This is a genomic window from Arthrobacter sp. BE255 (genome assembly GCF_031457335.1).
In the GTDB taxonomy this organism is placed as follows: domain Bacteria; phylum Actinomycetota; class Actinomycetes; order Actinomycetales; family Micrococcaceae; genus Arthrobacter.
This window is the reverse complement of record NZ_JAVDWK010000014.1, coordinates 120,523-146,145: the sequence shown is the minus strand read 5'-3', so window position 1 is coordinate 146,145 and position 25,623 is coordinate 120,523. Positions and strand designations below refer to the sequence as shown.

Annotated in this window: 21 protein-coding genes; 13 read left to right on the top strand and 8 right to left on the bottom strand. The window is 62.4% G+C overall.

Going from position 1 to position 25,623, the window contains the following annotated elements:
- Positions 1–19 precede the first annotated feature (19 nt).
- Positions 20–1,699, bottom strand: coding sequence for a response regulator transcription factor (locus J2X42_RS20460; protein WP_310167749.1), 1,680 nt, complete (start codon positions 1,697–1,699; stop codon positions 20–22).
- A 131-nt stretch (positions 1,700–1,830) separates the two neighbouring features.
- Between J2X42_RS20460 and J2X42_RS20455 the strand changes: the two genes are divergently transcribed.
- The 5 genes from J2X42_RS20455 (at position 1,831) to J2X42_RS20435 (ending at position 7,482) form a co-directional block, all read left to right on the top strand.
- A complete protein-coding gene (locus tag J2X42_RS20455; protein WP_310167747.1) occupies positions 1,831–2,217 on the top strand; it encodes a hypothetical protein in 387 nt (128 codons plus the stop codon).
- A 289-nt stretch (positions 2,218–2,506) separates the two neighbouring features.
- Positions 2,507–4,060 (top strand): Re/Si-specific NAD(P)(+) transhydrogenase subunit alpha, encoded by a 1,554-nt coding sequence (locus tag J2X42_RS20450; protein ID WP_310167746.1) that lies wholly within the window; start codon positions 2,507–2,509, stop codon positions 4,058–4,060.
- Positions 4,057–5,532, top strand: a complete 1,476-nt coding sequence (gene pntB, locus J2X42_RS20445) for a Re/Si-specific NAD(P)(+) transhydrogenase subunit beta (protein WP_396134122.1) — start codon at positions 4,057–4,059, stop codon at positions 5,530–5,532. The genes J2X42_RS20450 and pntB overlap by 4 nt, the downstream gene beginning before the upstream one ends.
- 196 nt (positions 5,533–5,728) lie before the next feature.
- Positions 5,729–6,676 (top strand): RNA polymerase sigma-70 factor, encoded by a 948-nt coding sequence (locus J2X42_RS20440; protein ID WP_310167745.1) that lies wholly within the window; start codon positions 5,729–5,731, stop codon positions 6,674–6,676.
- A gap of 50 nt (positions 6,677–6,726) precedes the next feature.
- Entirely contained in the window at positions 6,727–7,482 is a 756-nt protein-coding gene (locus J2X42_RS20435; RefSeq protein WP_310167744.1) for an SDR family oxidoreductase, read from the top strand.
- Positions 7,483–7,638: 156 nt separating this feature from the next.
- Here the strand turns inward: J2X42_RS20435 and J2X42_RS20430 are convergent, their stop codons facing one another.
- Positions 7,639–9,297 carry a thiamine pyrophosphate-binding protein gene (locus J2X42_RS20430; protein WP_310167742.1) on the bottom strand — a complete coding sequence of 553 codons (1,659 nt, stop codon included), beginning with the start codon at positions 9,295–9,297 and terminating at the stop codon, positions 7,639–7,641.
- A 519-nt stretch (positions 9,298–9,816) separates the two neighbouring features.
- Between J2X42_RS20430 and J2X42_RS20425 the strand changes: the two genes are divergently transcribed.
- Positions 9,817–10,251, top strand: a complete 435-nt coding sequence (locus J2X42_RS20425; protein WP_310167741.1) for a hypothetical protein — start codon at positions 9,817–9,819, stop codon at positions 10,249–10,251.
- Positions 10,252–10,306: 55 nt separating this feature from the next.
- Complete coding sequence (locus J2X42_RS20420; RefSeq protein WP_310167740.1) at positions 10,307–11,413, top strand: DUF3039 domain-containing protein; 1,107 nt, start codon at positions 10,307–10,309, stop codon at positions 11,411–11,413.
- On the opposite strand, the gene J2X42_RS20415 is transcribed toward J2X42_RS20420, so the two are convergent.
- A complete protein-coding gene (locus J2X42_RS20415; protein WP_310167739.1) occupies positions 11,404–11,829 on the bottom strand; it encodes a helix-turn-helix domain-containing protein in 426 nt (141 codons plus the stop codon). The genes J2X42_RS20420 and J2X42_RS20415 overlap by 10 nt on opposite strands.
- Before the next feature lie 266 nt (positions 11,830–12,095).
- On the bottom strand, positions 12,096–12,599 hold the full coding sequence (locus J2X42_RS20410; protein ID WP_310167738.1) for an Lrp/AsnC family transcriptional regulator: 504 nt from the start codon (positions 12,597–12,599) through the stop codon (positions 12,096–12,098).
- 93 nt (positions 12,600–12,692) lie between these two features.
- Here J2X42_RS20410 and hisC point away from each other — a divergent pair, with 93 nt between their 5' ends.
- From hisC to J2X42_RS20390, 4 genes are all read left to right on the top strand, one after another.
- Positions 12,693–13,805: a histidinol-phosphate transaminase gene (gene hisC / locus J2X42_RS20405; protein WP_310167736.1), complete on the top strand. Its 1,113-nt coding sequence runs from the start codon at positions 12,693–12,695 to the stop codon at positions 13,803–13,805.
- A 56-nt stretch (positions 13,806–13,861) separates the two neighbouring features.
- Positions 13,862–15,274: an amino acid permease gene (locus J2X42_RS20400; RefSeq protein ID WP_310167735.1), complete on the top strand. Its 1,413-nt coding sequence runs from the start codon at positions 13,862–13,864 to the stop codon at positions 15,272–15,274.
- Positions 15,275–15,592: 318 nt separating this feature from the next.
- On the top strand, positions 15,593–15,802 hold the full coding sequence (locus tag J2X42_RS20395) for a hypothetical protein (RefSeq protein WP_310167734.1): 210 nt from the start codon (positions 15,593–15,595) through the stop codon (positions 15,800–15,802).
- 180 nt (positions 15,803–15,982) lie between these two features.
- Entirely contained in the window at positions 15,983–16,138 is a 156-nt protein-coding gene (locus tag J2X42_RS20390; protein WP_310167733.1) for a hypothetical protein, read from the top strand.
- A 627-nt stretch (positions 16,139–16,765) separates the two neighbouring features.
- Here J2X42_RS20390 and J2X42_RS20385 read toward each other — a convergent pair.
- On the bottom strand, positions 16,766–17,719 hold the full coding sequence (locus J2X42_RS20385) for a hypothetical protein (RefSeq protein WP_310167732.1): 954 nt from the start codon (positions 17,717–17,719) through the stop codon (positions 16,766–16,768).
- 82 nt (positions 17,720–17,801) lie between these two features.
- On the opposite strand from J2X42_RS20385, the gene J2X42_RS20380 reads away from it, so the two are divergent.
- Positions 17,802–18,602 carry a hypothetical protein gene (locus J2X42_RS20380; RefSeq protein WP_310167731.1) on the top strand — a complete coding sequence of 267 codons (801 nt, stop codon included), beginning with the start codon at positions 17,802–17,804 and terminating at the stop codon, positions 18,600–18,602.
- Between the two features lie 692 nt (positions 18,603–19,294).
- Here J2X42_RS20380 and mcrC read toward each other — a convergent pair.
- Together mcrC and J2X42_RS20370 are read right to left on the bottom strand one after the other, a co-directional pair.
- A complete protein-coding gene (gene mcrC, locus J2X42_RS20375) occupies positions 19,295–20,344 on the bottom strand; it encodes a 5-methylcytosine-specific restriction endonuclease system specificity protein McrC (protein WP_310167730.1) in 1,050 nt (349 codons plus the stop codon).
- Positions 20,341–22,584 (bottom strand): AAA family ATPase, encoded by a 2,244-nt coding sequence (locus J2X42_RS20370; protein WP_310167729.1) that lies wholly within the window; start codon positions 22,582–22,584, stop codon positions 20,341–20,343. Before J2X42_RS20370 ends, mcrC begins: the two co-directional genes overlap by 4 nt.
- 235 nt (positions 22,585–22,819) lie before the next feature.
- Between J2X42_RS20370 and J2X42_RS20365 the strand changes: the two genes are divergently transcribed.
- Complete coding sequence (locus J2X42_RS20365; protein WP_310167728.1) at positions 22,820–23,053, top strand: hypothetical protein; 234 nt, start codon at positions 22,820–22,822, stop codon at positions 23,051–23,053.
- Positions 23,054–24,195: 1,142 nt separating this feature from the next.
- Here the strand turns inward: J2X42_RS20365 and J2X42_RS20360 are convergent.
- Entirely contained in the window at positions 24,196–25,323 is a 1,128-nt protein-coding gene (locus J2X42_RS20360) for an XRE family transcriptional regulator (RefSeq protein ID WP_310167727.1), read from the bottom strand.
- Positions 25,324–25,623 lie beyond the last annotated feature (300 nt).

The window sequence follows — 25,623 nt, the reverse complement described above, 5'->3', positions numbered from 1 at the left end:
TCTCCTGCTGGCTTTCCGGTCATGGGGTGATGCTGACGATCCCGCGGTCGATGGCATGCGTAGCCGCCTGCGTGCGGGAGTTCACGCCGAGCTTGTCGAAGATGTTGCTCACGTGGCGCTGGACGGTCCGCTCGCTGAGGAACAACTCCGCCCCGATTGCCCGGTTGGTCAGGCCCTGCACGATCAGCCGGAGCACTTCCACCTCGCGGGGTGAGAGTCCGTGCGGTGATGGAATGCCGGGGCGCAGGAGGATGCCGTCGACTACCTGCCGGTCGGGACGGGCGCCGAGGCGCGTGAATACCGCGCGCGCCGATTCGAGCTCAAGGTCCGCCGCCTCGTCGTCCCCCACACCCCGGTACGCGGTGGCCAGGAGCACGGAGCATTTCGCCGTCTCGTAGGGGACGTCAAGGTCCCGCCACAGTCCGGCGGCCCGCCGGAGCTCGGGAAGCGCCGTCGGCCACTCGTTACTGGCAAGAGCCAGTTCGCCAAGTGCCCGTGCGTGCGTGGCGCGCACGCTGTCGGACGCGAAATGCTCGGCGAGGCTGCCCAACTCGGCTGCAGCGGCCTCGGCTTCACCTGCAGCCTGTGCCGCCAACAGCACGGTCACTGCCGCAGGCAGCAGTTCCACGCGGGCAGCCGGCCCCACGGACTCGCCGAGCGCACGCCGGATCCCCGCTGCCGCCGCTGGCACGTCTCTCAGGGCGAGCCTGAGCAGGGCGAGCCCTGGCTGCGTGGGGCCTCCGGTGAACGCTGCCGTCCGGTAGGCTGCCACGGCCTCGGCGAAGTCGCCCAATAGGCGATGCGATTCACCGAGCTCGTAGCGCGCATGCCCTATGAAGCGGGTTCCTGAGCCCTCGGCCAGGCTACGGCATGCCTCTTCCAGTTGGGCAAGGGCAGCCGCCCATTCGCCTGCGAGCCGGAGGTGGACCGCGTGGTAAGTCAGGCAGTGGCCGTAGAAGGGCCCACCGAACGGAGGTACTTTCTTGAGCCACGATCCGAGGGCGGCGCTCCATTCCCGGATCCGCGCGACGTCGTGCACCTCCATTTCGCAGGTGCCGATCGCCGCGCAGTAGAGCAGGCTTGTGGTCCGTGGCGTTGTCTGGCCCGCCACTACGCGGAGCATCGAATTGTCGAGCCAGTCCAGCCCGTCCGCGAGGCGGCCGGACAGGACGAGGGCGCGGCCGGTGAGGAGCGTCGAGAAGGCGAGCTGATCGTCGTCGTGCGTCCTTGCGGCCCCGTCACGGGCGCGGGCGAGGAGCGTGACGGCGTCGTCATAGGCGCCGGCGCCCATCCGGTAGTAAGCCGTGGTGATGAGCAGCCAGCCGGGCTCTTCGCCGGCGTCGTCCGGGCCGAGTTCCCGGGCCCGTGCCAGCCAGCCGTTGGCCTGCGCGTCCTCGCCGTTGAGGCGGTAAGCCTGCCACAGCCAGAAAGCGGAGGCGACGGCGGGACGCACCTGGCCGTTCGCGGCCCGCTCCTCGTAGGCACGCACCAGCGCGGCAATCGCGTCGTCGCGGAACCCCACGATTTGTGCGCACTCGGCGAAGCACTCGACATCCTCCACCCCGAGGCCAGCGGGACCGCCGGCGGCGCGGAACTCGTCGCAGGCCTGCCGCCACGCATAGGACGCGTGGTAGGCCCGGGCGCGCGCGAGATGGTAGTCGTCGTCGGCCACTTCAACCTCCTGATCACTACTATGCATCGTTGGACTGGGCATAACTACCCAATGCCGGATGTCAACGCTGGCGCGGTTTGCCGATGCCTGCCTGGCGCCGCGGGCGGGATCCTGAGAGTGATCCGCAGGGTGCGGATTACCTGGTTCAGGAGGCCATCATGTACGAGCCGTTTGTCTATTTGGGCACCTACACCGTGCGCGCGGGGCATCTCGATGAAGCACTCGCGTCCTGCCGCGAGGTGGCCAGCCTTGTGGAGAGCCGTGAGCCGAAGATGCTCGTGTTCCAGTTCTTCGCTGATGAACAGGGCCGGCAGATCACCGTCCTTCAGGTCCACGCCGACGCCGAATCCATGGCCAACCACATGGGTGTGGTCAGCGAACACCTGGCACGGTCCGGATCGTGGATCGAATCGTTCAGCAACACGACGGTCCTGGGCCAGCCTCCGGCGGTCCTCTCGCAGTGGTATCAGGAGGCAGGCGAAGACCTGACAGAGTTCCCGCGGCACATTGCGGGGGTCATCCGGGTCGGGTCGCCTGTTGGGTGAGCGGGTCCAGCGGGAGCTTACGACGGCGGCGGGCTGGGTAGGTCTTGAAGGTTGCCGCCCGTCACTTTCAGAAGTCGCCTGCGCGTGGCCGCGATCTGTATCGGCGTCCGCTCGGCGTCGCCGTCCGTAATGGAAAACGTTTATCACCGGCACTAAGGCATACTGAACAGGAGTTTTGGGATCCGCCAGCTTCTTGGCTGACGGGTCCTTTCTGACGGAAATGAACCAACGTGGGTTCCCCCGGCCGCGGTATCGCGTGCCGGGATTTTTGTGTGGAAGAGGAGCGAACGTGACACGTATTGGCATTGTGGCCGAGTTAAGTCGCGAGAGCCGGGTGGCGGCGACGCCCACCACGGTGAAGCAATTGTTGGGGTTGGGTTATGAGGTTGTGGTCGAGAAGGGCGCGGGGGAGTCCGCGTCTTTCCGTGATGAGGACTATGCCGGGGCAGGTGCGCTGATTGTTGGTGCTGATGAGGCGTGGGGATCCGCGGTGGTGCTGCGGGTTAATCCGCCCACCGAGGAGGAAATCGGCCAGTTGGTTCCTGGTGCGACGCTGATCGGTTCGCTCAGCCCGGCTTTGCGGCCGGACCTTGTGGATGCGTTGGCTGCCCGTCCGATTACGGCGTTGGCTTTGGATGCGGTGCCGCGGATTTCGCGCGCGCAGTCGATGGATGTGCTCAGTTCGATGGCGAACATTGCCGGCTACCGGGCCGTGATCGAGGCGGCGCACGAATTCGGGTGGTTCTTTACCGGGCAGGTGACTGCTGCGGGCAAAGTTCCGCCGGCGAAGGTCCTGGTGGCCGGGGCCGGTGTTGCCGGCCTCGCGGCTATTGGGGCCGCGTCCAGCCTGGGTGCGATCGTGCGGGCGACGGATCCGCGGCCTGAGGTTGCTGATCAGGTGAAGTCGATCGGCGGGACCTACCTCAAGGTCGAGGTGGAGGAGGAGATGAAGTCCTCCGACGGGTACGCCAAGGCCACGTCCGAGGCGTACAACGCCCGGGCGGCCCAGATTTACTCGGAGCAGGCTGCGGATGTGGACATCATCATCACCACAGCGCTGATCCCGGGCCGGCCTGCTCCGAAGTTGCTCACGGCCGAGGACGTTGCGGCGATGAAGCCGGGCAGTGTGATCGTTGATATGGCTGCGGGCCAGGGCGGGAACGTGGAGGGCTCGGTCGCCGGGGAACGCGTGGTCACGGACAACGGCGTTGTCATCCTGGGCTACACCGACCTCCCCGGCCGGTTGCCGGCCCAGGCGTCCCAGCTGTACGGGACCAACATGGTGAACCTGCTCAAGCTCCTGACACCTGGCAAGGACGGCCAGCTGCAGATTGATTTCGACGACGTCGTGCAGCGCTCGGTGACGGTGGTGCGCGAGGGCGAGAAGACCTGGCCGCCGCCCCCGGTCCAGGTCTCCGCCGCACCCGCAGCCAAGACTCAGGTCCCGGCCGAGAGCACTGCGCCGAAGAAGAAGCAGGGCCTCAGTGCCGCCGGTAAGGCAGGCTTGTTTGCCGCCGGCATCGCCGCGCTGTTCCTGGTGAACACTGTTGCCCCGGCGCCGTTGCCGCAGCACTTCACGGTGCTGATGCTCTCAATCGTGGTCGGGTTCTATGTGATCGGGAAGGTCCACCACGCACTGCACACCCCGCTGATGTCCGTCACGAACGCGATCTCCGGGATCATCGTCGTCGGTGCGCTGCTGCAGGTCACCTCGGAGAACATCGTGATGCAGGTTCTTGCCGCGGTCGCGGTGCTGCTGGCCAGCATTAACATCTTCGGCGGCTTCGCCGTGACCCGGCGCATGCTTGCCATGTTCTCCCGTGGAGACGGGGCCCGTAAATGAGCGCCGTCACCGAAGCAACTGGAACTTATCTGAGGAGCCTTACCGTGTCTGACACCGTCTCCGGTCCGTTGACCGCCGACTCCATCGCGGGGGCTGCCTACATCGTCGCTGCCCTGCTGTTCATTCTCAGCCTTGCCGGGCTGAGCAAGCACGAGAAGGCCCGGGCCGGCGTCGTCTATGGCATCACCGGCATGGTCATCGCCCTGGCCGCGACCGTCTGGCTGACAGTGCAGGGTGCCTGGGGCACCGGCCCTGCCCTGACCGGCTTGGTGCTGCTGCTGGCCGCGGTGCTGGTTGGCGGGGCCATCGGGCTCTGGCGCGCCCGCGTGGTGGAAATGACCGGGATGCCCGAGCTGATCGCGCTGCTGCACAGCTTCGTGGGCCTCGCCGCTGTCCTGGTCGGCTGGAACGGCCACCTCGAAGCCCCCGCCCTGACCGGGGCCCTGAACGACGTCCACCATGCCGAGGTGTTCATCGGCGTGTTCATCGGTGCGGTGACCTTCACAGGCTCCATCGTGGCGTTCCTGAAACTGTCGGCCCGGATGAAGTCCTCACCGCTGATGCTGCCGGGCAAAAACGCGCTCAACCTCGGGGCCCTCGTTGTGTTCGTGGCCCTGACCGTCTGGTACGTCAACGACTCCCAGCTCTGGCTCCTGATCGTCGTGACCTTCCTTGCCCTCGGGCTGGGCTGGCACCTGGTGGCCTCGATCGGCGGCGGCGACATGCCCGTCGTCGTCTCCATGCTCAACAGCTACTCCGGCTGGGCCGCCGCCGCAGCAGGTTTCCTGCTGAACAACGACCTGCTCATCATCACCGGCGCCCTGGTCGGCTCCTCGGGTGCGTACCTGTCCTACATCATGTGCAAGGCCATGAACCGGTCCTTCATCTCCGTGATCGCCGGCGGCTTCGGCATCGCCGCCCCGACCACCGGCGGAGACGCGGACCAGGGAGAACACCGCGAAATCACGGCCGAAGCCACCGCGGAAATGCTGGCCAACGCCTCGTCCGTGGTCATCACCCCCGGCTACGGCATGGCCGTCGCCCAAGCCCAGTACCCCGTGGCCGAACTCGCACACCAGCTCCGCGAGAAGGGCGTCAATGTCAGGTTCGGCATCCACCCGGTCGCCGGGCGCCTGCCCGGACACATGAACGTGCTCCTCGCCGAAGCCAAAGTCCCGTATGACATCGTCCTGGAAATGGACGAAATCAACGACGACCTCGGCGACACCTCCGTGGTCCTGGTCATCGGCGCGAACGACACCGTCAACCCCTCAGCGGCCGAAGACCCGGGCAGCCCCATCGCCGGCATGCCCGTCCTCCGGGTTTGGGAAGCCGAGAACGTCATCGTGTTCAAACGCTCCATGGCCGCAGGCTACGCCGGCGTCCAAAACCCCCTCTTCTACCGGGACAACTCCCAGATGCTCTTCGGCGACGCCAAACAACGCGTCGAAGACATCCTTAAAGCGTTCTAGGTAAGACGCCTTCTGATAGACAAAGCGAGGGAAGCGGGCGACGGCGGCAACCAGCCGCCGTCGCCCGCTGCCTTGAACGGGCCTCTCGCGGCTTTCACCTGAAACTGTCCGCCGCCAAGCCCAGGAGATGGCTTAGATCGGCGTATGACGGGATCAAGGTTCGGGGTAGCATGCGGGTGGGAGTGCGGAGAACATCATGACGACGGAAAACGAAGCAGAGTCGACAGTCATTGATCCTGCCCACGGGAGCGATCTCGACGCTGCTGCTGCCCTCTTCAACAGGGTGCGACCGAGGCTGTTCGGCATCGCGTACCGGATGCTCGGCAGTGTCAACGACGCCGAAGACATCGTTCAGGATGCCTGGCTTCGCTGGCAGAGCTACGAGGATCGCGACGCTGTTCGGAACCCGGAAGCGTTCCTCGCAACGACGACGGCTCGGATCGCGATCAATCTGGCGCAATCAGCTCGGGCTCGTCACGAAACCTACGTGGGTCCTTGGCTGCCTGAACCGGTGGACACGAGCCAGGACCCTGCTTTGGGTGCGGAGCGGGCGGAAGCGCTTGAGTTTGCGGTACTGCTCATTCTGGAAAAGTTATCGCCGACCGAACGTGCCGCCTACGTTTTGCGTGAGGCGTTCGATTACCCGTACCCGCAGATCGCCGAAATTATCCAAGCCACGGAACCGACGGCTCGCCAACTGGTCAGCCGTGCTCGTAAACGCATTAAGGCGGAGCGCCGTAAGCCCGTTGCTAGCCAGGAGCAGCAGCGGCTGCTGGAAGCCTTTGTCGCGGCCGCCCGGAGCGGCGACTTCTCGGCTCTGGAGCGACTCTTCGTGGACGACGTTGTCAGCTACTCGGACGGTGGCGGAGTTGTGCGGGCTTCGCGGATCCCGGTTTTCGGCAGGGAGCGCGTGGCCAAGTACATATGTGCTTTTGCAGACCGGTTCTGGGAGGGTGTCAGGGTCAGCCAGATACAGGCCAACGGCCAGGCGTCGGTGGTGCTTTCGCGCAATGACGACGAGTTCCCCTTTGCGATTGTGACGGTGACGGTGTCACCGCGGGGAATCAACCAGGTGCTGTGGATGATGAATCCGGAAAAGCTGGGGGGAATTGCTGTCACAAATCCTGGGGCTGCTCGGTCTTAGTTGGTGACCGGATGGCATTCAGGCCACGGGCACAAAGCGAAAGGCTCATCATGAAGATCGTAGTAATCGGCGGCACGGGACTTATTGGCTCAAAGCTCATTGGAAAGTTGTCCGAGGATGGACATGAGGCTGTTGCCGCTTCCCCCAACTCCGGGGTCAATACCCTTACCGGTGAAGGACTTGCCGAGGTCTTGGTGGGTGCACAGGTAGTAGTGGATGTCTCCAACTCCCCATCCTGGGATGACGAAGCTGTGATGGACTTCTTCAGGACTTCGACCAGCAACCTTCTCGCGGCCGAAGCCGTCGCGGGCGTCGGACACCACGTTGCACTGTCTGTCGTTGGAACGGACCGTCTGTTGGAAAGCGGGTACTTCCGGGCGAAAAGCGCCCAGGAGAAGCTGATCAAGGAATCCGGCGTCCCTTACACCATCGTTCACGCGACCCAATTCTTCGAGTTCGTGATGAGCATCGCCGAGACCGGCGCCGTAGGTAACACGATTCGCATGTCGCCGGCCCTCATCCAGCCAATCTCAGCAGACGATGTCGCAAGTGCGATGGGACGTGCTGCCGTTAGCGAGCCGCTGAACGGCACTATCGAGGTTGCAGGTCCCGACCAGTTTGGCCTGGACGAACTCGTCCGCAAGGCCCTGAGGTTCCACAATGATCCACGGGAAGTCATCTCCGACCCGGATGCACGCTACTACAACTTCGTGCGGCTGACCGAACGCGAGCTCCTCCCAGGTGATGATGCCCGCATCTTCGAAACCCGATTCGAGGACTGGCTGCCTCAGACCGTGGCAAAGTAGCTGCCCTGCTGTGGTGGCCTCGATCGAATCTCCGTTCTTGGCCACCACGGCACTCCAGGGTGCAGGGCCTGGGGAGTGTTGCTAAAGAAACGCATCGCCTCCTTTGTTCACAACGCGGTCGCCTGGCATGCCTGATTCGTTCCCGGCTCGCCAGAGTCAGCCCGCCACCGCCGCCTTCGCCTCCTGCTTGGCCGCCATCCACTCGCTCATCCACGGGGCCCGGACGCTGGACGTGATCCGGCAGTCGGCCACGAAGGTTCCGTGGGCGCCGGCGTCGATCCAGTCCTGAAGTGCGGAAAGGTCCGCCAGTGAGCGGATGACCGCGGACTCAGCACCCAAAGCGCGGGCGATGCCGCTGAAGTCCACCTCGGGGATCAGCATGGGCTTTTCGGTCAGGCCCTGGGAGCCGTACTGGTGGATTTCGGCTCCGTAGGCGGCGTCGTTGTAGATCACCACGACGGCGCTCCTCGCCGTGCCAATCAGCGATTCGAGGTCGGACAGGCCCATCAGGAAACCGCCGTCGCCCGAGGCCAGCACCAGGGTGCGGCCGTCCTCCACCGCACGGGCTGCCCCGACGGCGCTCGCAAGTCCCAGCCCGATGGACTGGAAGGCGGTCCCCACCATCACCAGGTCCTGCGGCCGCGGGATCCGCCAGTACATGGGTGCCCAGCCGAGGAAGTGCCCGCCGTCCTGGACCACCGTGCGGCGCTCCGGCAGCACCGAGTCCAGGGTAGTGGCCAGGGCGCGCGGGTCCAGCCGGCCGTCCGCGGTCTCGTCGGTGCCGGGGTGATGGGCCGGTCCTTCGTCCACGCGCTTGCGGGCTTCCGCCCGCCATGCCCCTGCAGCATCCTCGCCTCCCAGCATCCGCAGGAGCTGTCCCGCAGCGGATTTCACGTCCGCGCTGACGAACGTGTCCACCCGGGGGTTGGTCGGCTGCAGGGCGGTGTCGATCTGGATGACCATGCTGTCCGGGCTAAGCAGGTGCCCGAACCGCATGGTGAAGGGGCTCAGGCTCGCCCCGGCCACGAGGACCACATCAGCCTCACCCATGAGCCCGGCCGCGGTGTCGGTGCCGAAACCGCCGGCGACGCCCAGGTACCCCTCGCCATTGAGGAGGTTGAGCGCCAGGGCGGTTCCGGCGGTCAGTGCGCCGATCCGGTCGGCGAGTTCGCGGAGGTCCGGGCCGGCGCCGGCGAGGTGCGCGCCGCGGCCGGCGAGGATCAGCGGCCGCTTCGCCCCGGCGAGCAGGCGGGCTACCTGCCCCAGGCCGCCGTCGACGTCGTCCGTCACCTGGGGTGCCAGCGGCGCCGGAAGTTCCTCGTCCGCCGCCTCGAGTGCCGCGAGGTCGTAGGGGATGGCAATCACGACGGCGGTGCGCCGGGTGAGTGCGTACTCCACCGCCTGCCGGGTGATGGCGCCCGCGGCGTCGCGGGTGACGGTGAAGGTGGCCGCGCCGAGGCCGGCGGCGATGGCCGCCTGGTCGACGTCCTGGGGCCGGGCGCCGCTGCTCGGAGCGTCCCCGGTGACCAGCACCACGGGGATCTGGGCCTGAACTGCCTCGGCAAGGGCGGTGAGCGCGTTGGTGTAGCCGGGGCCGTAGGTGGTGGTGCCCGCCGCGAGACGTCCCGACGCGCGGTAGTAGGCGTCGGCCGCGGCGATGGCGGCGCCCTCGTGCCGGACGGCGGAGAAGCGGAGGCCCAGCTTTTCCGCGGCGTCCAGGAAGTAGACATTTCCGTTGCCCATGACGCCGAAGACGTCGCTGAGGTAGCTGCTGAGAACCTGCGCCACGCGGCCTGAGACGGTAAGAGTAGTCATGCAGGAATCTTGTGTCCTGGCTCACGGATAGGCAAGAGACGGAGATGCCGTTGGGACTTTTGGCAGCAGTCGAGCCGAAGAACTGCCAAAACGCCCAGCTGTGCCCCGCATCACCAATCTACTTGTTCAGGGGGCCTCCGATTTGCGAGTGTTTTGCTCCGCGGCGATACCGGCTTGGTGTAGTGCGTCCTGCGTGTAAGAAGTCCGCATCTACTGCTCTGAGTCGCCTTTTGCCGCGTCGTAATACTTTTCATCGATCGTTCTCTATTCCCCGCTATCCAGGTCCGAAGTTCACGAGTCCAGGGAAATAGCCCAATCGCACTCAGAACTTCGCGGCGACCCGCGGAAGCAGCGCGGCGTGCTTGCACCCGTACAGATGCCGCTACTGGCTGCCGGCGTGAGCGCGCAGATGACTCTGAAACTTCCCAACGTGTAAACAAAATTCTCCATCGATGATGCGGTATGCTTTTGATGATGAGGCTTGACGGCAGGCCCAATAACAGAGGTGAGGTAGAGAATATGGGTTTCAAAGTTTTTGAGAAGGGCAGCGCTCCCGCCCCAACCATTCCTACCGTTACCATCCAGAAGCGAGGCATGTTTTCGTTGAACGAAGCAGCCTTCTTGATGATCGATGAGCCGGAAGCGGTTCAATTCCTGTGGGATGAAGAGAATCGCCTCATAGCGATTCAGGCGGCAAAGTTGACCGATCCGAACGCCTACCCGACCCGCCGGCAGGGACCAGCGGGTGCGCCGCAAAAGCGGGGCATCGTACTGATAGCCGGTTCAATGTTTACCAAGTTCATAGGCATCGATACATCCGTAGCCAAGAGGTGGGTTCCGGAGCGTGAAGCGGACATGCTGATCGTCAACCTAAATAAGCCCGCTCAAACGGTTGCGTCGAACCGAAAGAGCGGCGATGCGGCGGTTGAAAAGAAAGAGGAAGAGAGCGCGTGAAGGATGGCCTACGCAGACCTCAGAGTATTGATGTGACCCGAGAAGGACATGATCAATGAAGCCGACGAGACCCACTTTGCGCGTGCTCAATGTGCTACCTACAAATCCAAGCATCGCTGTGGCGCTGAGTGTCATCGCACGTGCAAAGGTTGCGGACCGCGCTACGGCGGCCCAAATCTTGCAGGAACTGCGACTCTACGAGGTCAAGAGCGCGCTGCTAGACGATGCGGACCGCGGGTTTGCAAACGGCGGCACGCCAAGTAGGCACGAGGCAGCGTCCTCGGTCTACGACGCGACCGTCTACGAGGTGCGTGATCATGAAGGGGCCGGATGGAGGGGCGCGGTCACCTTGGACGACGAGGGTAACCCTTGGCTTGTTTTCGCCGATCGTCACAATCAGTTCCACGCGACGGTCGCAAAGGCGCTCAAGCGCGATAAAGGCGAACTCAAAAGGACGGGCAACACCAAAGGGCCGGCCGCCTCCTATGAACCGACACAGCTCGATCATGTTGTGCGCGGTTACGAGGACAGCCGACTCCAAGACCTGAAATACCAGCGCGACTTGGTCACCCGACTGCGAAACGGTCTTCGGGAGGCGAACGACACCGCGTCGGTCGTATCCGTCAGAACACCGGATGATCCAGACTCTGCCCTGGACAAGTTTCTCGAATACACAGTCGAGGTGGCACACGATGAGCCTGCGGACACCGCTGAAGAGGCGAACCTTTCTACCAGCACGGTGACGCTCACTTTGCCCATGGATGTGGGCTCATACAGGGGGTACGAAACGGTCGTTTCGTGCGGCGCCATATACGTCCAGCCTGATGTCAACTACCACGAGTATGTCTACACGAACAGCAGCACGCTTCGCTTAGACCTGTGTGTCACGCACGCGAAGTTGGCCCAGATACTTTCAGACGCGGAGATTGACGATGCTGTTTTCCCGCCATCCCTAGTGCCACCCGACCGGCTGCATTGGGTGCACTCACCGCAGCACATCGAAGGCATCGTTACTGGCAGCGCTGTTCGGGGCCTGTGTGGTGGCTGGTTCGTCCCGGTGCTAAACGAGAGTGCGGAGTTACCCGTTTGCGACGGGTGCGAGTCGATCCTACCGCTAGCGCAAGAGATGCTCGACCAGCTGAGGCTACGCGCTCAGAGCTGACGGAGGTTCGTCATAGCCTCGTCGTCAAGAGCAGCCACATTGCGCTTGTCAGCGGCGGCGATCACCTCGGCTACATGCTTTGAGGCACGATCGCGACGATCAGCAAAGTCACGGAAATCACTGAACATAATGCGGTAGTGCTTGCCCACGGGGTGCGCGGACAGTACGCCTGCGTGGATCATCTTCATCACGTGTGGTCGGCTAACCTGCAAGAGTGAAGCCACCTCGTTGGGGCTCAGTTCCTTATCTTGCTCAACAAGCGAGACGCCTGCACCCCGGCTTACGGCGTCAAGTAATCCGGAAACAAAGTCGCGTAACGGGCTGTGTTCCGGAAGTTCTTCGACGGCGTGTGTAAGCTGCTTGACCTCATCGGCAGCAACGACAACATCCTGTCGGATCGTTGAAATATTCAACATCGCCTCCCTATCTGCAATAACTGTAACGGACGGTCTTCGTTTGAAGCAAAGGATGTAGTCAGTTCTCCGGAGACACATTGAGAAAGTCGTCGACAAACCTGGTTTCGGATACTAGCTCGAATCCCTTGGTGTTAGAGCAGAACGCGTCCTGCCGTATTCTGGACGCAAAGGCTCCCCGTGCATAAGAACGCTTGAGCATCAGTGGGACCAGAGGTCTCCAATAGCTAGCCAGCGCATGGACGCTCCGCTGGATAACGCCTAGAGGCTTAGGCCGAAGGACGCGCTTCCTGCTCGGAGAGCCGGCTGAGGAGGCCGTCGTAGCGGGGCGGCATGAGTTCCAGCACGGAAATGGCCGTGCTGGTGCGCTGGATCCCCTCGATTTCCAGGATCTCGTTGGTGATGCGGTAGAGATCGGCCGTGCTGCGTGCCACCACCTTGGCCATGAGGTCCGCGTCCCCGGTGGTGGCGTGAACTTCGATGACCTCCGGGATCGCGGCGAGCCCGTCCTCCACCGCACCTGTCCGCGTCTGGCTGATGGACAGGGAGAGGAAGGCCATGAGGTCGTAGCCCAGTGCGGCGGGGTCCAGCCTCCGGCTGAAGGAGCGGAGGGCGCCGCTGTGCTCGAGCCGTGCCAGCCGGGCGTGGACGGTGTTCCGTGCGACGCCGAGCGTCCGGGAGAGTGCCAGGGCGCTGGCTTCGGGATCCTTGTCGAGGGCAAGGATGATCCTGCCGTCGAGCGAATCGAGGGTGCGCGGGTTCGGGATGGTCATATTTTCACCACAGTCACTAGAAGTTGAGCAGAAGTCCCAATGGGTTGAGGGTATCTTGCATTGTGGGCCGGGTCACAACCATGATCGGTGCTCATGACCCCCGATCAACTCCTGACCGCACCGGCCACCGCGCTGCAGGACACCGTGCTCCCTGCCCTTCGTGGTGCTGTGGCCGGACTTCCGTCCTACGTCCCTGGCCGGCGCGGCGCCGGCCTGGACATCGCCGCCCTTGCCAGCAACGAAAGCCACTACGAACCGCTGCCCGCTGCAGCCGCTGCGGTGGCCGAAGCGGCCGGCACCATGAACCGCTACCCGGACAGCGCCGCCGTCGAACTCCGCGAACGGCTCTCCCGTCACCTGGGCGTCGCCTCCGGGGAGGTCGCGGTGGGGCCCGGCAGCGTGGGCGTCCTTCAGCAGATCATCACCGGACTGTGCGACGCCGGAGACGAGGTGATGTTCGCGTGGCGCTCCTTCGAGGCGTACCCCATCCTGGTTGAGCTGGCAGGCGCCCGGCCGGTCCGCATTCCGCTGGACGAGGCCGAAGGGCACGACCTTGACGCCATGGCCTCGGCCGTCACCGACCGCACCAAGGTCATCCTGCTCTGCACCCCCAACAACCCCACCGGCGTGCCGATCAGCCATGGCCGGATCGAGGCCTTCCTGCAGTCCGTCCGCCCGGACATCCTCGTGGTGATCGACGAGGCCTACGTGGAATACGCCGAAGCGGGCAGCGGCCCCGATTCCCTGGCGCTCTACCGGCAGTACCCGAACGTCTGCATCCTGCGCACCTTCTCGAAGGCCTACGGACTCGCCGGCCTGCGGGTGGGATACGCCGTGGCTGCGCCGGCCATCGCCGAGGGACTGCGCCGCACCGCCCTTCCCTTCGCCGTGAGCGCGCTGGCCCAGAAAGCGGCCGTCGCATCGCTCGACGCGGTCGAAGAGATGGAAGCGCGGGTCTCCGCGGTCCGGCTGGAGCGCGCACGGATGGCTGCGCAGCTCGAAGCCCAGGGCTGGAAACTGCAGCCGAGCCAGGGAAATTTCCTGTGGATCCGCGCCGATGACAGCCTCCGGGCGAGGCTGGTGGACGCCTTCGATGCCGCCGGCATCCTGGTCCGGGCGTATCAGGGCGACGGCGTGCGGATCACCGTTGCCGATCCCGCCTCCAACAACCGCGTGCTCCGGCTCCTCGCAGCCCACACGGCCTGACAACCGACTGACCTTTTACCCCCAACCCGTTCCACCTACACATAAGAGGAATCCCCATGGAACAACAGACAAAGACGTCTGGCCGCGCCCTCGGCGCCGCACTCAAACCCCGCCAGCTCACCATGATGGGCCTGGGCAGCGCCATCGGCGCGGGCCTGTTCATCGGCTCCGGCGCGGGCATCCAGGCTGCCGGTCCGGCGGTGCTGATCTCCTACCTCGTGGCTGGCACGCTCATCATCCTGGTGATGTGGGCGCTCGGCGAGATGGCCGCCGCCAACCCGGACAGCGGCGCCTTCTCCGTCTACACCGCCAAGGCCTACGGGCCGGTGGCCGGTGCCACCGTGGGCTGGCTCTGGTGGCTGCAGCTTGTGGTGGTCATCGCCGCCGAGGCGCTGGGTGCGGCAGGCCTGCTGGCCACCATCTTCCCGGCCCTGCCGGTGTGGCTGATGGCGTTTGTGTTCATCGTGGTGCTGACCGCCGTGAACCTCACCAGTGTGAAGAACTTCGGCGAGTTCGAGTTCTGGTTCGCCCTGCTCAAGGTGGCGGCCATCGTCGGGTTCCTGCTGGTGGGCGCTGCCCTGCTCTTCGGCTGGCTGCCGGGCGTGCAGTCGCCGGGGCTGTCCAACTTCACCGGCGCCGGGTTCGCGCCGAGTGGTTTCGCCGGTATTGCCACGGCACTCTTTGTGGTGGCGTTCGCTTTCGGCGGCACCGAGATCGTGTCGGTGGCGGCAGCTGAAACCGCTGAACCGGCCCGCAGCGTGAAGAAGGCAGTCCGGACCGTGCTGTGGCGCATCCTGGTCTTCTACATCGGTGCGATCTTCGTGATCGCCGCAGTGGTTCCCGTGGGTTCGGCCGGGCTGAAGAGCCCGTTCGCCGCGGTGCTGGACGCGGCCGGCATGCCGGGCGCAGCCACCGCTATCACCCTGGTGGCCGTGGCCGCACTGCTCTCCGCCCTCAACGCCAACCTCTACGGCGCCTCCCGCATGGCGTTCTCCCTCGCCGAGCGCGGCGAAGCACCGCGCTTCCTCGCTTCCGTGTCCAAGGCCCGGGTCCCGGTGGCCGCGGTCCTGGCCAGCGTTGCCTTCGGTGTTGTCACCGTTGTGCTGGAGCTGGCTTTTCCCGAGATGGTGCTTGGCGTCCTGCTCAACATCGTGGGCTCGACCTGCCTGCTGGTGTGGACGTCCGCGCTCCTGGCCCAGCTCGCGCTGCGCCTCCGCGCCGACCGGGAAGGAACGGAGCTTCCCCTGCGGATGCCCGGCTTCCCGTGGCTCACGGTGTTTGGTCTGGTCATCCTCGCGGCGATCTTCACGGTGGGCTTCATCGGCGAGGATTCCCGTCCGCAGCTCCTGAGCACCTTCGCGCTCGTGGCGCTGCTGGCGGTGGCGTGCTGGGTGCACCACCGGAACCGGAAGGTTTTGCCCGTTGTCGAAGATTCGGACGGCGCCAAGCAGTCGGTGCTCATCGACTGAATCAGCTGCCCGAACGGCTTCGTTGTTTGGGTAACACCAGGGGCGCGTCCGTTTTTGGCCGGGCGCGCCCCTTGCAGGATGTATGCCGTGCGCCTAGTTGGCCACCGATCCGCTGGTAGTTCTCGATGGCGCTGCAGCTTGACTTGCTGTCGTCACCAGACAACGGCGTAGGGCTGCGGCGTGATCCGCCTTCCGCCCATACGGCATCATTGACCCAGCAATCAAAGTCGAAAATGGAGAACCTCGATGAGTACCGACACCGAGCCGCTCGCTAACGGCGGAGTCCAATGAGCGCATATGAGGCGCAAACATTGGAGCATGCTCAACGAGCACTGGGAGCGCCGCGGTCTGCCAAACTGGGCGAATATTGCACTAAATCGCACCGGTGAGGTCGCGGCTGAAGCTGTGAACCGGGTTACCGACGCCGTGCCGGAGATGGTCAAAGAACCGATCCGCCGCGCTGGCGATGCGATCGCTAACACGAGCATGCGGCCGGGCTCAAAGGCGTGGTCTCGCTACTCGATTTAGTCAACGAGTGGGCGCTGGCGCTTAACGACCCGAAGGGTGTCGAGAAGCTAGCCCGCAAGCGAGGTTTTGAAATCAGCAGTTTCACCGAATTTGCGGCAGCAAGACCTCAAGGTCTGTGATCGGGTCCTAAAATTCAACACCCTCACGTGGCGCACTGCTGGCGTCTTGGAAGGCGGCACAATGGGTCTGCTGGCCACTGTCCCAGTCGCCGGACCCTTCGCAGCGATCACCGCGGACATTGTCATCATCCAAGGGCTGAGCACGGCTATCGCAACGCGCATTGCCTACTCCTACGGCTACGATGCCAAGGATCCACTTGAGCAGGTCTTCATCTAACGCTTGGTGCGCCGGTCCTTTATGGCTCAAGCGGCCAAAGTGGAGCCATTACGTGAGGCTGCCCGTGCTGCCGACGCGGTCAAGGGACGCGTAAAGTGGTCCAGCAAGCTTCACCACGACTACCGTCTTCTGGCCGCTCTTGAGAAGTTGATGCAGCAGGGAGGTAAGGCTGGCTCCCTGGTCCGAGTTCAAGACGTCGCCAAGGCTGTGCCTTACGTGGGGGGTCCTCATTGGCGCCAGCACGAACTCAATCATCCTCGGCAATGTGGCCGCCGACGCCCAGCGTTATTGTCAAACACGATTCCTGTGCGACAAGTATGGGCTTGCGCTTCCAGCGGCGCTGACGGTCGACCCGGACGAGGACCCCCAGACCGAGAGTGCGGACCCTCTCTAGACGGTGCCCAACACAGTGCTCTGACTACCCAGCTTCTCCAGCGTTGAAGGTCGTATTTTCAGGTAGAGGGAGGGCCGAAGGTAGCCCTTCTTCTTCCCGTCGTGACTGGCTCATCTTTGGCACGAAGGGTTACACGTTTTGAAACTGCTCAAAGCGGTCACTAGGACGGGGGAAGGGGTGAGCCCTGGTCTGCGCTGGGGTGCAAAAGGGACCAAATCAATTGCATGCAAATTTCACGTGGATATGAATCGGATCAGCCACCCTCCCGCATCCTTGTAGCCCCACCCGAAGATAAACTCGCGGTTAGCCCCATTGCTAACTGTGCAAAATCTTCTTATGCCCGAGTTGGACGGAAGATTTATATTCCCTAACGCATCTAACCTAAGGCTATCCAACAGGTGATCTGGAATTTCCGTAGAGTTTAGTAGGCCGTAGCACTGGACGGGGTGCAACGGTCCCTCTGCTGCACGCAATGCGCTTAGTTTGCGAACTTCATCAGCCTTGATATAAGTCTCAGCCGTCGCTTCATCCTCGCGGTTCAGCGCATCGAGAAAGGCGTTGAGGGCTGTCTCTTCGTTTTCAAGGCTAACCGAACCAGGTTTGAGAACTGAATCGACTAGTTCGAAACTGGTGGACGCAGCTACTGTCCCACAGCAAGCGGGGTCGCCCTCACCTTCCGCGGTCCAAGAAGCGTGAGGTCTGCCGTCAGAGATCTCCACTGCTTGAACCCGCTCCCGGCTTCCGTTTGTAATCGAATCGAGTGTTACATGCCCCAGCAACTGAGAAGCCCGACCGTAGACTGCAATAGTGTCGGGCCAGCCGACACCACCCTTGCTGCACGTCAGTGCGAGGACTGATACTGCTTCAGCATCATCGGGGCGCTCATCGACAGCTGCCAGAACGTCCCCAGCCGAGTCCTTCCTGACGTAGGTTCCGCCACCATCCGGATTTAGTAGTTCACCCCCAGCCAGCCGGCCAGAGGGCTGCCCACAGAGGGAGGGGACTTCAGCGGTAAGGGGGTCGAAGTCGACTGGTGCTACGACATCTTCGCTTGGCGTGTTTGCGCTTTGTCCAGATAAATGGCCGGTTAACAGGGCGGTCCAGCCGAAGGGATTGATCAATACGGCCAAGAGCGCAGCTAGACATAGGCCGATTAGAATGACCAGGATTTTTCGGCGTTCTCTCATGCCCCCGAACTTTATCGGATACCTGACAGCTAGGATACGAGGCACAACCACCGGTCGGATATCGCGTTGGAGGAGGATCGTCGTGGGCGGAAATAAGAGGTCAAAGGGGGGCAAGGAGCGCCTAGATTCCAGACGTGGCGTTCTGGAGCGCGGATCCGAGGCCCAATCCAAGAATGAAAAGGCACATAGCCGCCGCGACTTGCTTATAGCGATAATAGGCGGATTGGCAGGTGCTGCTGTCGGTGGGGCTGCTACGGTTGCTGCCCCCTTGCTATCGCGGCAAGAACGACTGGGAATAGCTACAAGTTGGAGCTATAGGAACCTTGCCGGAACTAACGCAACGCCCCTGCCAGTACTTGGCGAGGAATGGGATCCAGCTCCTTTTCTGGAGAAACGTGCTATGGCCTTCCGTGAAGGTACGCTTGTGCTTAGCTTGAATGCGGAGAAAGATAAAAGCTATATCATCACGGACATTACTGTGGCCGTCAAGGATTTCGCTCCAAATGAGGAAGCGTCTTGGTACTTCACCCCCATGCCGGCCGCGAGTGGTGGACCCTCAGTCCATATCTTGGACATAAGCTATGATCTTGATTCCAGGTCCTGGGTGAATGTGAGGGAACCGGAACGCGTGTTTGCCAATTCAAAATTTGATCCGTTTATCCTAGGGGCCGATAGTTCTGCAACTGTCAATATCTGGCTCAAGGGTAAGAAACGCGACTACGAATGCTCAGTAGTGGTACGTTACCAAGGGGCAGGTGACGACAAGATAGAAGAAACAGACGTTGGTAATTATGCCATCTACGCCGCGAGGGTAAGTGTCCCGGCCTTCACAACCAACAGAGAGAACGTCCTCATCCCTGCTACAACGGCGACACTACTTTAAGGTAGACGCAGGCCGACTACATTCTGGTTCAACGTCTGTAAAAAGCGCTAAGTCCCTGGCCTAATACCCACATACGTAACGCTCAAGGGGGCCGGCCCTTTGGCGACGTATCTAAGACACGGAAGCCCCTGCCTCCGGCGGGAGGCAGATGTGCTCATAACCTAGGAGTCACGCTTCCACGTGTCGGTGAAGGCGTGGTAGATGTGAAACTCAATCCTATTGGCCACGAACACAGCATGGTTTCCGGACAGAACTGAACATTCGACTCCGGTCGTGGCTTGGCTTTACTCAGCGTCCCTGTGTCGGCTGGGAAATAGGCAGTGTGTCTTACGGGCCTGGGCTAGTGGACATCACTGCTCGTGCCCCATTGCGTGCCGGCAAAACAATGACTCCGTCTTGGGGTAAGCCCAGAGCAACAGCGAGCGTAATTTTCTGGACAGCAGTACCCCGTTGACGCGGATTGGCAGTCCGGCTGCATCTTCCGCTTCGCGGATTCCCTTTAGGCACTGGTTTTCTGGGCGTGGTTACGGGTCCCAAATGATTTGGACTACGCATCATGGGTTGACACATACGTGGTCCAGTTCCAAGCCATTTGTGCACAGTCGTGAATTGATCGCGCTAGCTTGGGCTGAGCGCCAATCACGTCACGGGCCTTGAAAATCGCGGAAAGGCCTGCGAGCTAGACGAGCGCCTCAGTCTTCAAGCCATCCGACTATCTCTTCCAGCTGAGCGCTGACATACTCCCAGGGCCGGTTGAGGTCGAGGGTTCGCGCACCTATCCGATTACCTTGGACTACGACGTCCAGGTCGGGTTGTTCTACGGCATCGGTATGCGCGTAGAGGAGCAGTCCGCTGACGGAGCCGTCGCGCCGGGTGTCCTCGTTCTTCACATATGAAAACACTTGGTACAGATTCGTCGAATGGACGGTCGCCTTGCCCCATGCTCCGGTCTGCATCGTATGGCTGTAGTACTTCGCGTCGATGATGAGAATGCGCCCGCGGTTGCGGAGCGTGACGTCGGTACGCATCAAGGGCAGTTGCAAGCTTTGGCCGCTCGGCTCATCGAGGTCCCAATCAACGGTGGGTGCGCCGGGGGAGAGCTCGGGATGGTGGACGGTGTAGTACTCGCGCAGGAACCGCTCGTACAGCGTGCTCATCGCATCATCCGAAACCCACGACGTGAGCTTCGAGGCTCCGGAGTCCTGAGTGGGGAGGAGTCCGCGGACGATCAGCTCGCAGACACCGAGCAGCAGCCGGTAAGTGGCGTTAGCGCGGTGGTAGGTGAGCGTGTCCCAGCGGATGGACGTTGGTGCCACCAGCGTCACGGCGTCCAAGTAGGGCAGGAGCCGCCGCAGCGCATCTTTGCGCGCCACGGCGACATCGCTCTGGCGGATGAGGAGCACAATGACCGACTTCAGTGCACGGTTATGGGGCGTGTCTGGGTCGTACTCGTCGAACTCACACACCAGGCGCCCACGAGTAGTCGACCGGGTGGCAATAGTGCGAGTGACGTCGATCCGGCCGCGGACGGTGGCGATCTCGTCGCTGCGGTGAAGGTAATCTCGGTGAAGGCCGCGCTTGACCTGCGCGCCGACGCCACGCACAAGGATCTCCGCAAGCAGGTCGTGAAGGTGGTCGAATCGCTCGGCGGCAATCCTGTCGTTGCCATCGCTGCGGATCGCCCGGAACGCATACGCCATCATCACGTACACGTTGCGAATGATTATCGAGCCGTCGGTCATGCGACGGCGCTCCGGAGCCTGCCTGCCCACTCCTTGGCTTTGCTGGGCTCGTCGAACCAGTATTCGTGAAGGAGTGGAATGAGTTCGTCCTCGACGACGGAGTACAGCCAGGCGTCATCGGCGTCGCTGCCTGCAGGAGGTGTGAGGTAGCTGTGGCCGATCGCAAAGCCTTGGCCGAGAGCTGGGTCGTCGGTGATGGTCCTGTTGAGGTCGACGACGACGGTGATGAGGCGGTCGAGCGTGGGGCTGCCGGCCTCCAGCTTCCACCGGCTGAATCCGGCCGAGTCAAAACCTGGGGGCATCTCGAAAAACCCGAAGCGACGGCGCAGCGCGTAGTCGAGTACGGCGAGGCTACGATCTGCGGTATTCATCATGCCGATGATATGGACGTTCGCCGGGACAGCGAAGGTCTCGTTCTTGTAGACCAGACGTAGGTCTTGTCCGCGCTTGTCGGCTTCGATGAGCATGAGCAGTTCACCGAAGATCTTGGAAATGTTGCCGCGGTTGATCTCGTCGATGATAAAGAAGTAGGGCCGGTCATCGTCGTCGGCCCGGGCTTCCTCGCAGAACCGGTAAAACGCTCCCTCGGCGAGAGTGAACCCGCCTGTCTCGGTGGGTCGGTAGCCCATCATGAAATCTTCGTAGGAATAGCTCTGATGGAACTGAACCGTCTGGACCCTGCTGGGGTCCTTCACGCCCAGAATCGAGTATGCGAGGCGTTTGGCCGCGAAGGTCTTGCCGACGCCGGGCGGACCGGCGAGGATGACGTTCTTCTTTCGCAGCAGCAAGGAGTGCAGCCGATCATAGCCGGTCTCGGAGAGATAGACCTCGCTGAGAAACGCGGACTTGTCGTAGGACGGGAGCGGCGTCGCCGCGACAGGCGGCCCTGACTCGACGTCGCCGGTGACGAGAGCCTCAAGTTTCTCTAGGTAGTCGCGGTACGGCGTGATGTCGGTGAGCGTTTTGGTTGCCGCGTCACCGGGGTGCTCCCAGGACCCTCTGTGGGTCCAGTTCATCGAGCGGACGTGGCGGAATGAGGCACGGTCCGGTTCGAATCGGGCGTCGGACGTGACCTCGCCGCGACCGACGATCTCACGGCGGCCGCGTTTGGCGTAGACGATGTCGCCCACGGCGATCTCGTTCTGGAACTGCCACACCGCCAGAACGGCGTTCCTCATTGAACCGCCGCTCTCCTCGACGTCGAGGGCCTGACGGATCGCCTCCCGGCTCGGGTAGGCAGCGAGGTTGTCTAGCTCATCCCAGCCGATCGCCATGATGCCGTTGGTCGAGAACTCCTCCCACTCCGAGGCCTGTGCCCCGGGAGAGTAGAGCCAGTAATGGCGGGGACGAGGTTCGGCCAGCGTGGCGACATCGGTGGCAGCGGGGTCGGGTTCGCCGGCGGAGGAGTCCCAAAGCTCTTCCACGCCCGGGGTCCAGAAGTGGAATGGTCCCTCGACTGAGCGGGCCAGAGCGGTGCGAATAGCCAACAGGTCACGGTCGATCGATGCCGGGTCGCTGCCCGTGGCTCCGCCGATTCGATCCGCAAGCCCGTCGCGGATCTTCTGCTTCATTGCCGCGGAAGCGATTGGTTCGAAGATGTCGGAACGGGCGAGGAACTGCAGCGCATTTCGGATGTCGGAGCGGTCGTTACCAGAAGAGAGCATGGCTTGCTGTAGCTTCCACGGATCGGTCCGTGCGATCTCACGCTCACTCTCGGGTAGACCATCCCAGTAGCATACGAAGGAAGAGGTCCAGATGACGTGTCGCCACATCGCGCTGTTATACCAGGAGCCCGATTCGAATCCAGCGGCCCCGGTGGGGCGAGACAGCCACGTCGACATGTGCACCGGAACCGTTACGGGCGAGTCGAGCTGGGATAGAACCCGATCGACATGAGCTCGGCGCGTTTCAGGCAGGACCGAGCGCAGTGGATGCTCGCGCAGGAAGGTGATCTCGGCTGCAAGAAGCACAACCTCACGTGGCGCGCCCTGGAGCTGCTGGTCGAGCTTGTCCCATTGTCCCTGGGCCGCCCCGACGACCGGGTTTCCCCCGATCCTGGACCGAAGCTCCTCAGCTGCCTCAGCCGTCCAGATCGTCGCCGTGGGGTCGATCACGGACCGGCCGTCTCCGAGCATGTGAGTGATCACCTCGGCGGCCTCACGCGCTATCGCCAAGTCAGGGGCCGGTCGCGATGTGGCGGTGACCGCGTCATGATCGTTGTCGAACTGTTCGTTAGCCATGTCTGCATTATCCTTGTTCGCCGCGTCCTCGGCGGGTGATGTCTCTCGGGCTTGCCAGCATCGAGACACCATCTTTGCGCGGGCCCACGAGCCGACTGACGACGCAGGCGTGACTCCCGCCGAGACAAACGACGACCTGAATACATTTATGAGTGTAACGAAATCGTTGGGTGCCTCTTTGACAAGATCGTTGTTCACGTAGATACGACTTAGGAATTATCGCTAAGATCGGCTGATGACTGAACAGAACGAGCAAGAAGTAACCGACATTCCGGAGATGAACGAAGACCTCAAAAACAGTCCGGATGCGTTGTACCAGCTTCTCGGAGCCGTTGTGAACCAGCATCCGCATGGTCGTATCCAAGTCCCAGCAGCGGACACAAAGCTTCAATACAACTTGCGCATCGATCAGGGCGAAAACGGTACTCTGATTGTCGCGAACAAGGTTGTTGAAAAGTGGGCGGAATAGAACGCTGACCGCTAGGAGCACTCCCGGTGCAGTAACTAAATGAAGGAAAGCCCTGAGGTCCCCACGATCGCTGGGCATTTTCAGGGCTCTCACTCTGTGAAACGAAACCATCAATCTTCGGCGGTAAAGAAAAACTCCTACTTACAGCAGGACACATGGCATCCGATGAGTGTGGTCACATTGACCTCGGGTTGCAGCCTGACGTGCCCGGCAAAATGTATGAAACATTGAGCCCGTCTTTCTGAACGCATGGGGTAGCCGGCCTTTGGCTGGGAAGAGTAAGGGAGTCTGACTCCGCGGACCTCCCCAAGGCCTGCGAAGCTTGCCGTCGCCATGACGGTCCACGCGATGACAGGGATGCCGAGGTAATAGGTTTCGGCGATCATCTGCCGGCCGCCGGCGGCGCGCGGCCTTCAGCGAGGGTTTATTGCCGCCGGTAGTGGGGACTGCCATGGCGGGTCAGCCAATGAGGTAAGAGCGTGTTACGGCGGCTGTTACGGTAGGCAGGCATGGACGTCGGGCGTGTCAGGCATGGCTGTTCGAAAGCTCTGTGTCAACTTCGCCGACGCAGACCGGTTGGGGACGCAGCCCCGCCGGCATGGGAGGCCGGATGGGGGGCGGGTAGTTTAGGACAGGTTCACCCATGTCCTTTAGAAGTTGAGCGATACCGTCAGCCTCCGGCCAAGTAATGACCCCACGCGTGGCAACCGCCTCGAGCAACAGCCTCGTGGTAACGGTGTCGACACCTAGCCGCCGACACTCAGTAAGTACACCACCGTCTTCCGAAAGGACGAGAACCGTCTTTCCGGCGTAGCGATGCTGAATGACAGCCAGTGTCTCGCACTCCCCCCAGTGTTGAGATCTCGGATCGCCAGGCTTAGCTAGCCTTCGACGGATACCTTCGCCAGTCATCATCTCTTCAGCTCTGGCAACGTGTGGTTCCTCAGGCATGAAGCCGAATACTTGAGTCAGCGGTTGGTACTTGGTCTCCAGCGACCACCTTTGGACCTCGTCACGGATCGCCTCAGTCCACGAACCACGTCCCTCCACGATCGCACTGACAAGATCAACTCGATTGACTGCGGCAAAGTTCATGAGCAAGCTCGTATCTGGGAATATGAACTCGACCTGAGCGCCGCCGCTCACAGGGCAGAAAGCAATCGCTCGACTGTCATCGACGGCCGAGGGCTCCATGCGGGGTCGACGTCTTCTACCGGGACGCCTAGCATCCATGCGAGGGTCTGGCCGTTGGCACGCCCCTCGGCAACGGCGACCTGATGAGCCTGGATGATACGAATTGGGAATCGCGGGCTGCGGTAGGCGTCCTCTAGTGGGGCAACCCAGAATGGAGAGTGGACGGCTTGTAGAAGGCGTGGCGTCTTCCAGAGGAGTGCTTCCGACAATGTTGCACTAGGGGTTATGCCCAGACTTTTGACACGGTTGGCCATTGCAGCCGTCGACACGCGATGGTTTACGACGAACTCACCCAGGTCTTTGACGCTGCCCTTCGCCCAGTCGAAGGCTTGCATGTCCGTCTCGGGCAGCAGGAGTTCGGCTGCGAAGTTGTTTGCCCACCACTCGTCAGCCCGAACCATGCGCTCCTCATCGCTGTATGCGAGGTCGCTGTGCAATATGTGGCCGAACTCGTGAGCGACATTAAAGACGGCGCGCCACCAGGCGCCCGTGGTCTTCTGGACTATGAACTTGGCCCCGTTTGCTTCGGCCGAGTACGCATCGAACTCCTTGTCATAGTCGATAACGAACACGTCGATGCCGAACACTCGCTCTATCACATCGGCAAGATGATCAGCGAGAACTGCTCCCGCGGGTAGGCCCGCCACGAGGTATTCGCGTGCCCATTGGGCAGCATCGTTCGGTGTGCAGCCTTCACCCACGGTGGTCGGATTCCCGGCTGGCCCCACATCTGCTTGGTGATAAATGCCGGCAACGTCATTACCGACTCGCTTGGCCGTCTTCCAATCGTGCGGGTGGTCGGCTCTGGAGCCAGGGTCCCACTGATGTCGGGCAGACAGCTTGACCTCATACGGGTCACGCTCACCAGTCACGAGCCAGTGGATAGAGGTGTTCAGATGGTCAGCTAGAGCTGCCATCTCCACCAGCTTGAAATTGCGCTGCCCCCTCAGAGAGCGAGACAAGGCGTCAGGCGTCATGTTTATTGCGGTTGCGACGTCGGCATGCTTCATCTGCAGAGATTCGATCCGCTGCAATGCGCGGGCCCCTGCGTCAACCGGCTGAGTCTCGTTCCCCATATTCCCTCCGGTGTCCGGCTACGCCCCTAGGTGATATACGTCCTATAGACAGGGATCAAATTAACAGTACAGCCGAGTTGGGATTTTCCCAAGACGAATATGGCGCCCCACCTGTATTCGGGACCCGATTTCGGTCGATGGTGTGTGCCCGCGGTCGATTTTCGTTAGGCGCCCGGCATACGTCGAATAATAGCTGTCTAACGAGCGTTGGAGTCACGCCACAACCGTCTGAAGGAAAGCGTCCACCACCCGCCGAGGGGAGGAAACCGATACACCGAGGGGTCAGGGGGATTTCTATGG

Bases quoted from the DNA above. Each gene is read 5' to 3' on its own strand.
- J2X42_RS20440 (WP_310167745.1), top strand. From the start codon at position 5,729: ATGACGACGGAAAACGAAGCAGAGTCGACAGTCATTGATCCTGCCCAC.
- J2X42_RS20430 (WP_310167742.1), bottom strand. From the start codon at position 9,297: ATGACTACTCTTACCGTCTCAGGCCGCGTGGCGCAGGTTCTCAGCAGC.
- pntB (WP_396134122.1), top strand. From the start codon at position 4,057: ATGAGCGCCGTCACCGAAGCAACTGGAACTTATCTGAGGAGCCTTACC.
- J2X42_RS20395 (WP_310167734.1), top strand. From the start codon at position 15,593: ATGCTCAACGAGCACTGGGAGCGCCGCGGTCTGCCAAACTGGGCGAAT.
- J2X42_RS20400 (WP_310167735.1), top strand. From the start codon at position 13,862: ATGGAACAACAGACAAAGACGTCTGGCCGCGCCCTCGGCGCCGCACTC.
- J2X42_RS20415 (WP_310167739.1), bottom strand. From the start codon at position 11,829: ATGTTGAATATTTCAACGATCCGACAGGATGTTGTCGTTGCTGCCGAT.
- mcrC (WP_310167730.1), bottom strand. From the start codon at position 20,344: ATGACCGACGGCTCGATAATCATTCGCAACGTGTACGTGATGATGGCG.
- J2X42_RS20435 (WP_310167744.1), top strand. From the start codon at position 6,727: ATGAAGATCGTAGTAATCGGCGGCACGGGACTTATTGGCTCAAAGCTC.
- J2X42_RS20460 (WP_310167749.1), bottom strand. From the start codon at position 1,699: ATGCATAGTAGTGATCAGGAGGTTGAAGTGGCCGACGACGACTACCAT.
- J2X42_RS20410 (WP_310167738.1), bottom strand. From the start codon at position 12,599: ATGACCATCCCGAACCCGCGCACCCTCGATTCGCTCGACGGCAGGATC.
- J2X42_RS20390 (WP_310167733.1), top strand. From the start codon at position 15,983: ATGGGTCTGCTGGCCACTGTCCCAGTCGCCGGACCCTTCGCAGCGATC.
- J2X42_RS20455 (WP_310167747.1), top strand. From the start codon at position 1,831: ATGTACGAGCCGTTTGTCTATTTGGGCACCTACACCGTGCGCGCGGGG.
- hisC (WP_310167736.1), top strand. From the start codon at position 12,693: ATGACCCCCGATCAACTCCTGACCGCACCGGCCACCGCGCTGCAGGAC.
- J2X42_RS20370 (WP_310167729.1), bottom strand. From the start codon at position 22,584: ATGGCTAACGAACAGTTCGACAACGATCATGACGCGGTCACCGCCACA.
- J2X42_RS20360 (WP_310167727.1), bottom strand. From the start codon at position 25,323: ATGGGGAACGAGACTCAGCCGGTTGACGCAGGGGCCCGCGCATTGCAG.
- J2X42_RS20385 (WP_310167732.1), bottom strand. From the start codon at position 17,719: ATGAGAGAACGCCGAAAAATCCTGGTCATTCTAATCGGCCTATGTCTA.
- J2X42_RS20365 (WP_310167728.1), top strand. From the start codon at position 22,820: ATGACTGAACAGAACGAGCAAGAAGTAACCGACATTCCGGAGATGAAC.
- J2X42_RS20425 (WP_310167741.1), top strand. From the start codon at position 9,817: ATGGGTTTCAAAGTTTTTGAGAAGGGCAGCGCTCCCGCCCCAACCATT.
- J2X42_RS20420 (WP_310167740.1), top strand. From the start codon at position 10,307: ATGAAGCCGACGAGACCCACTTTGCGCGTGCTCAATGTGCTACCTACA.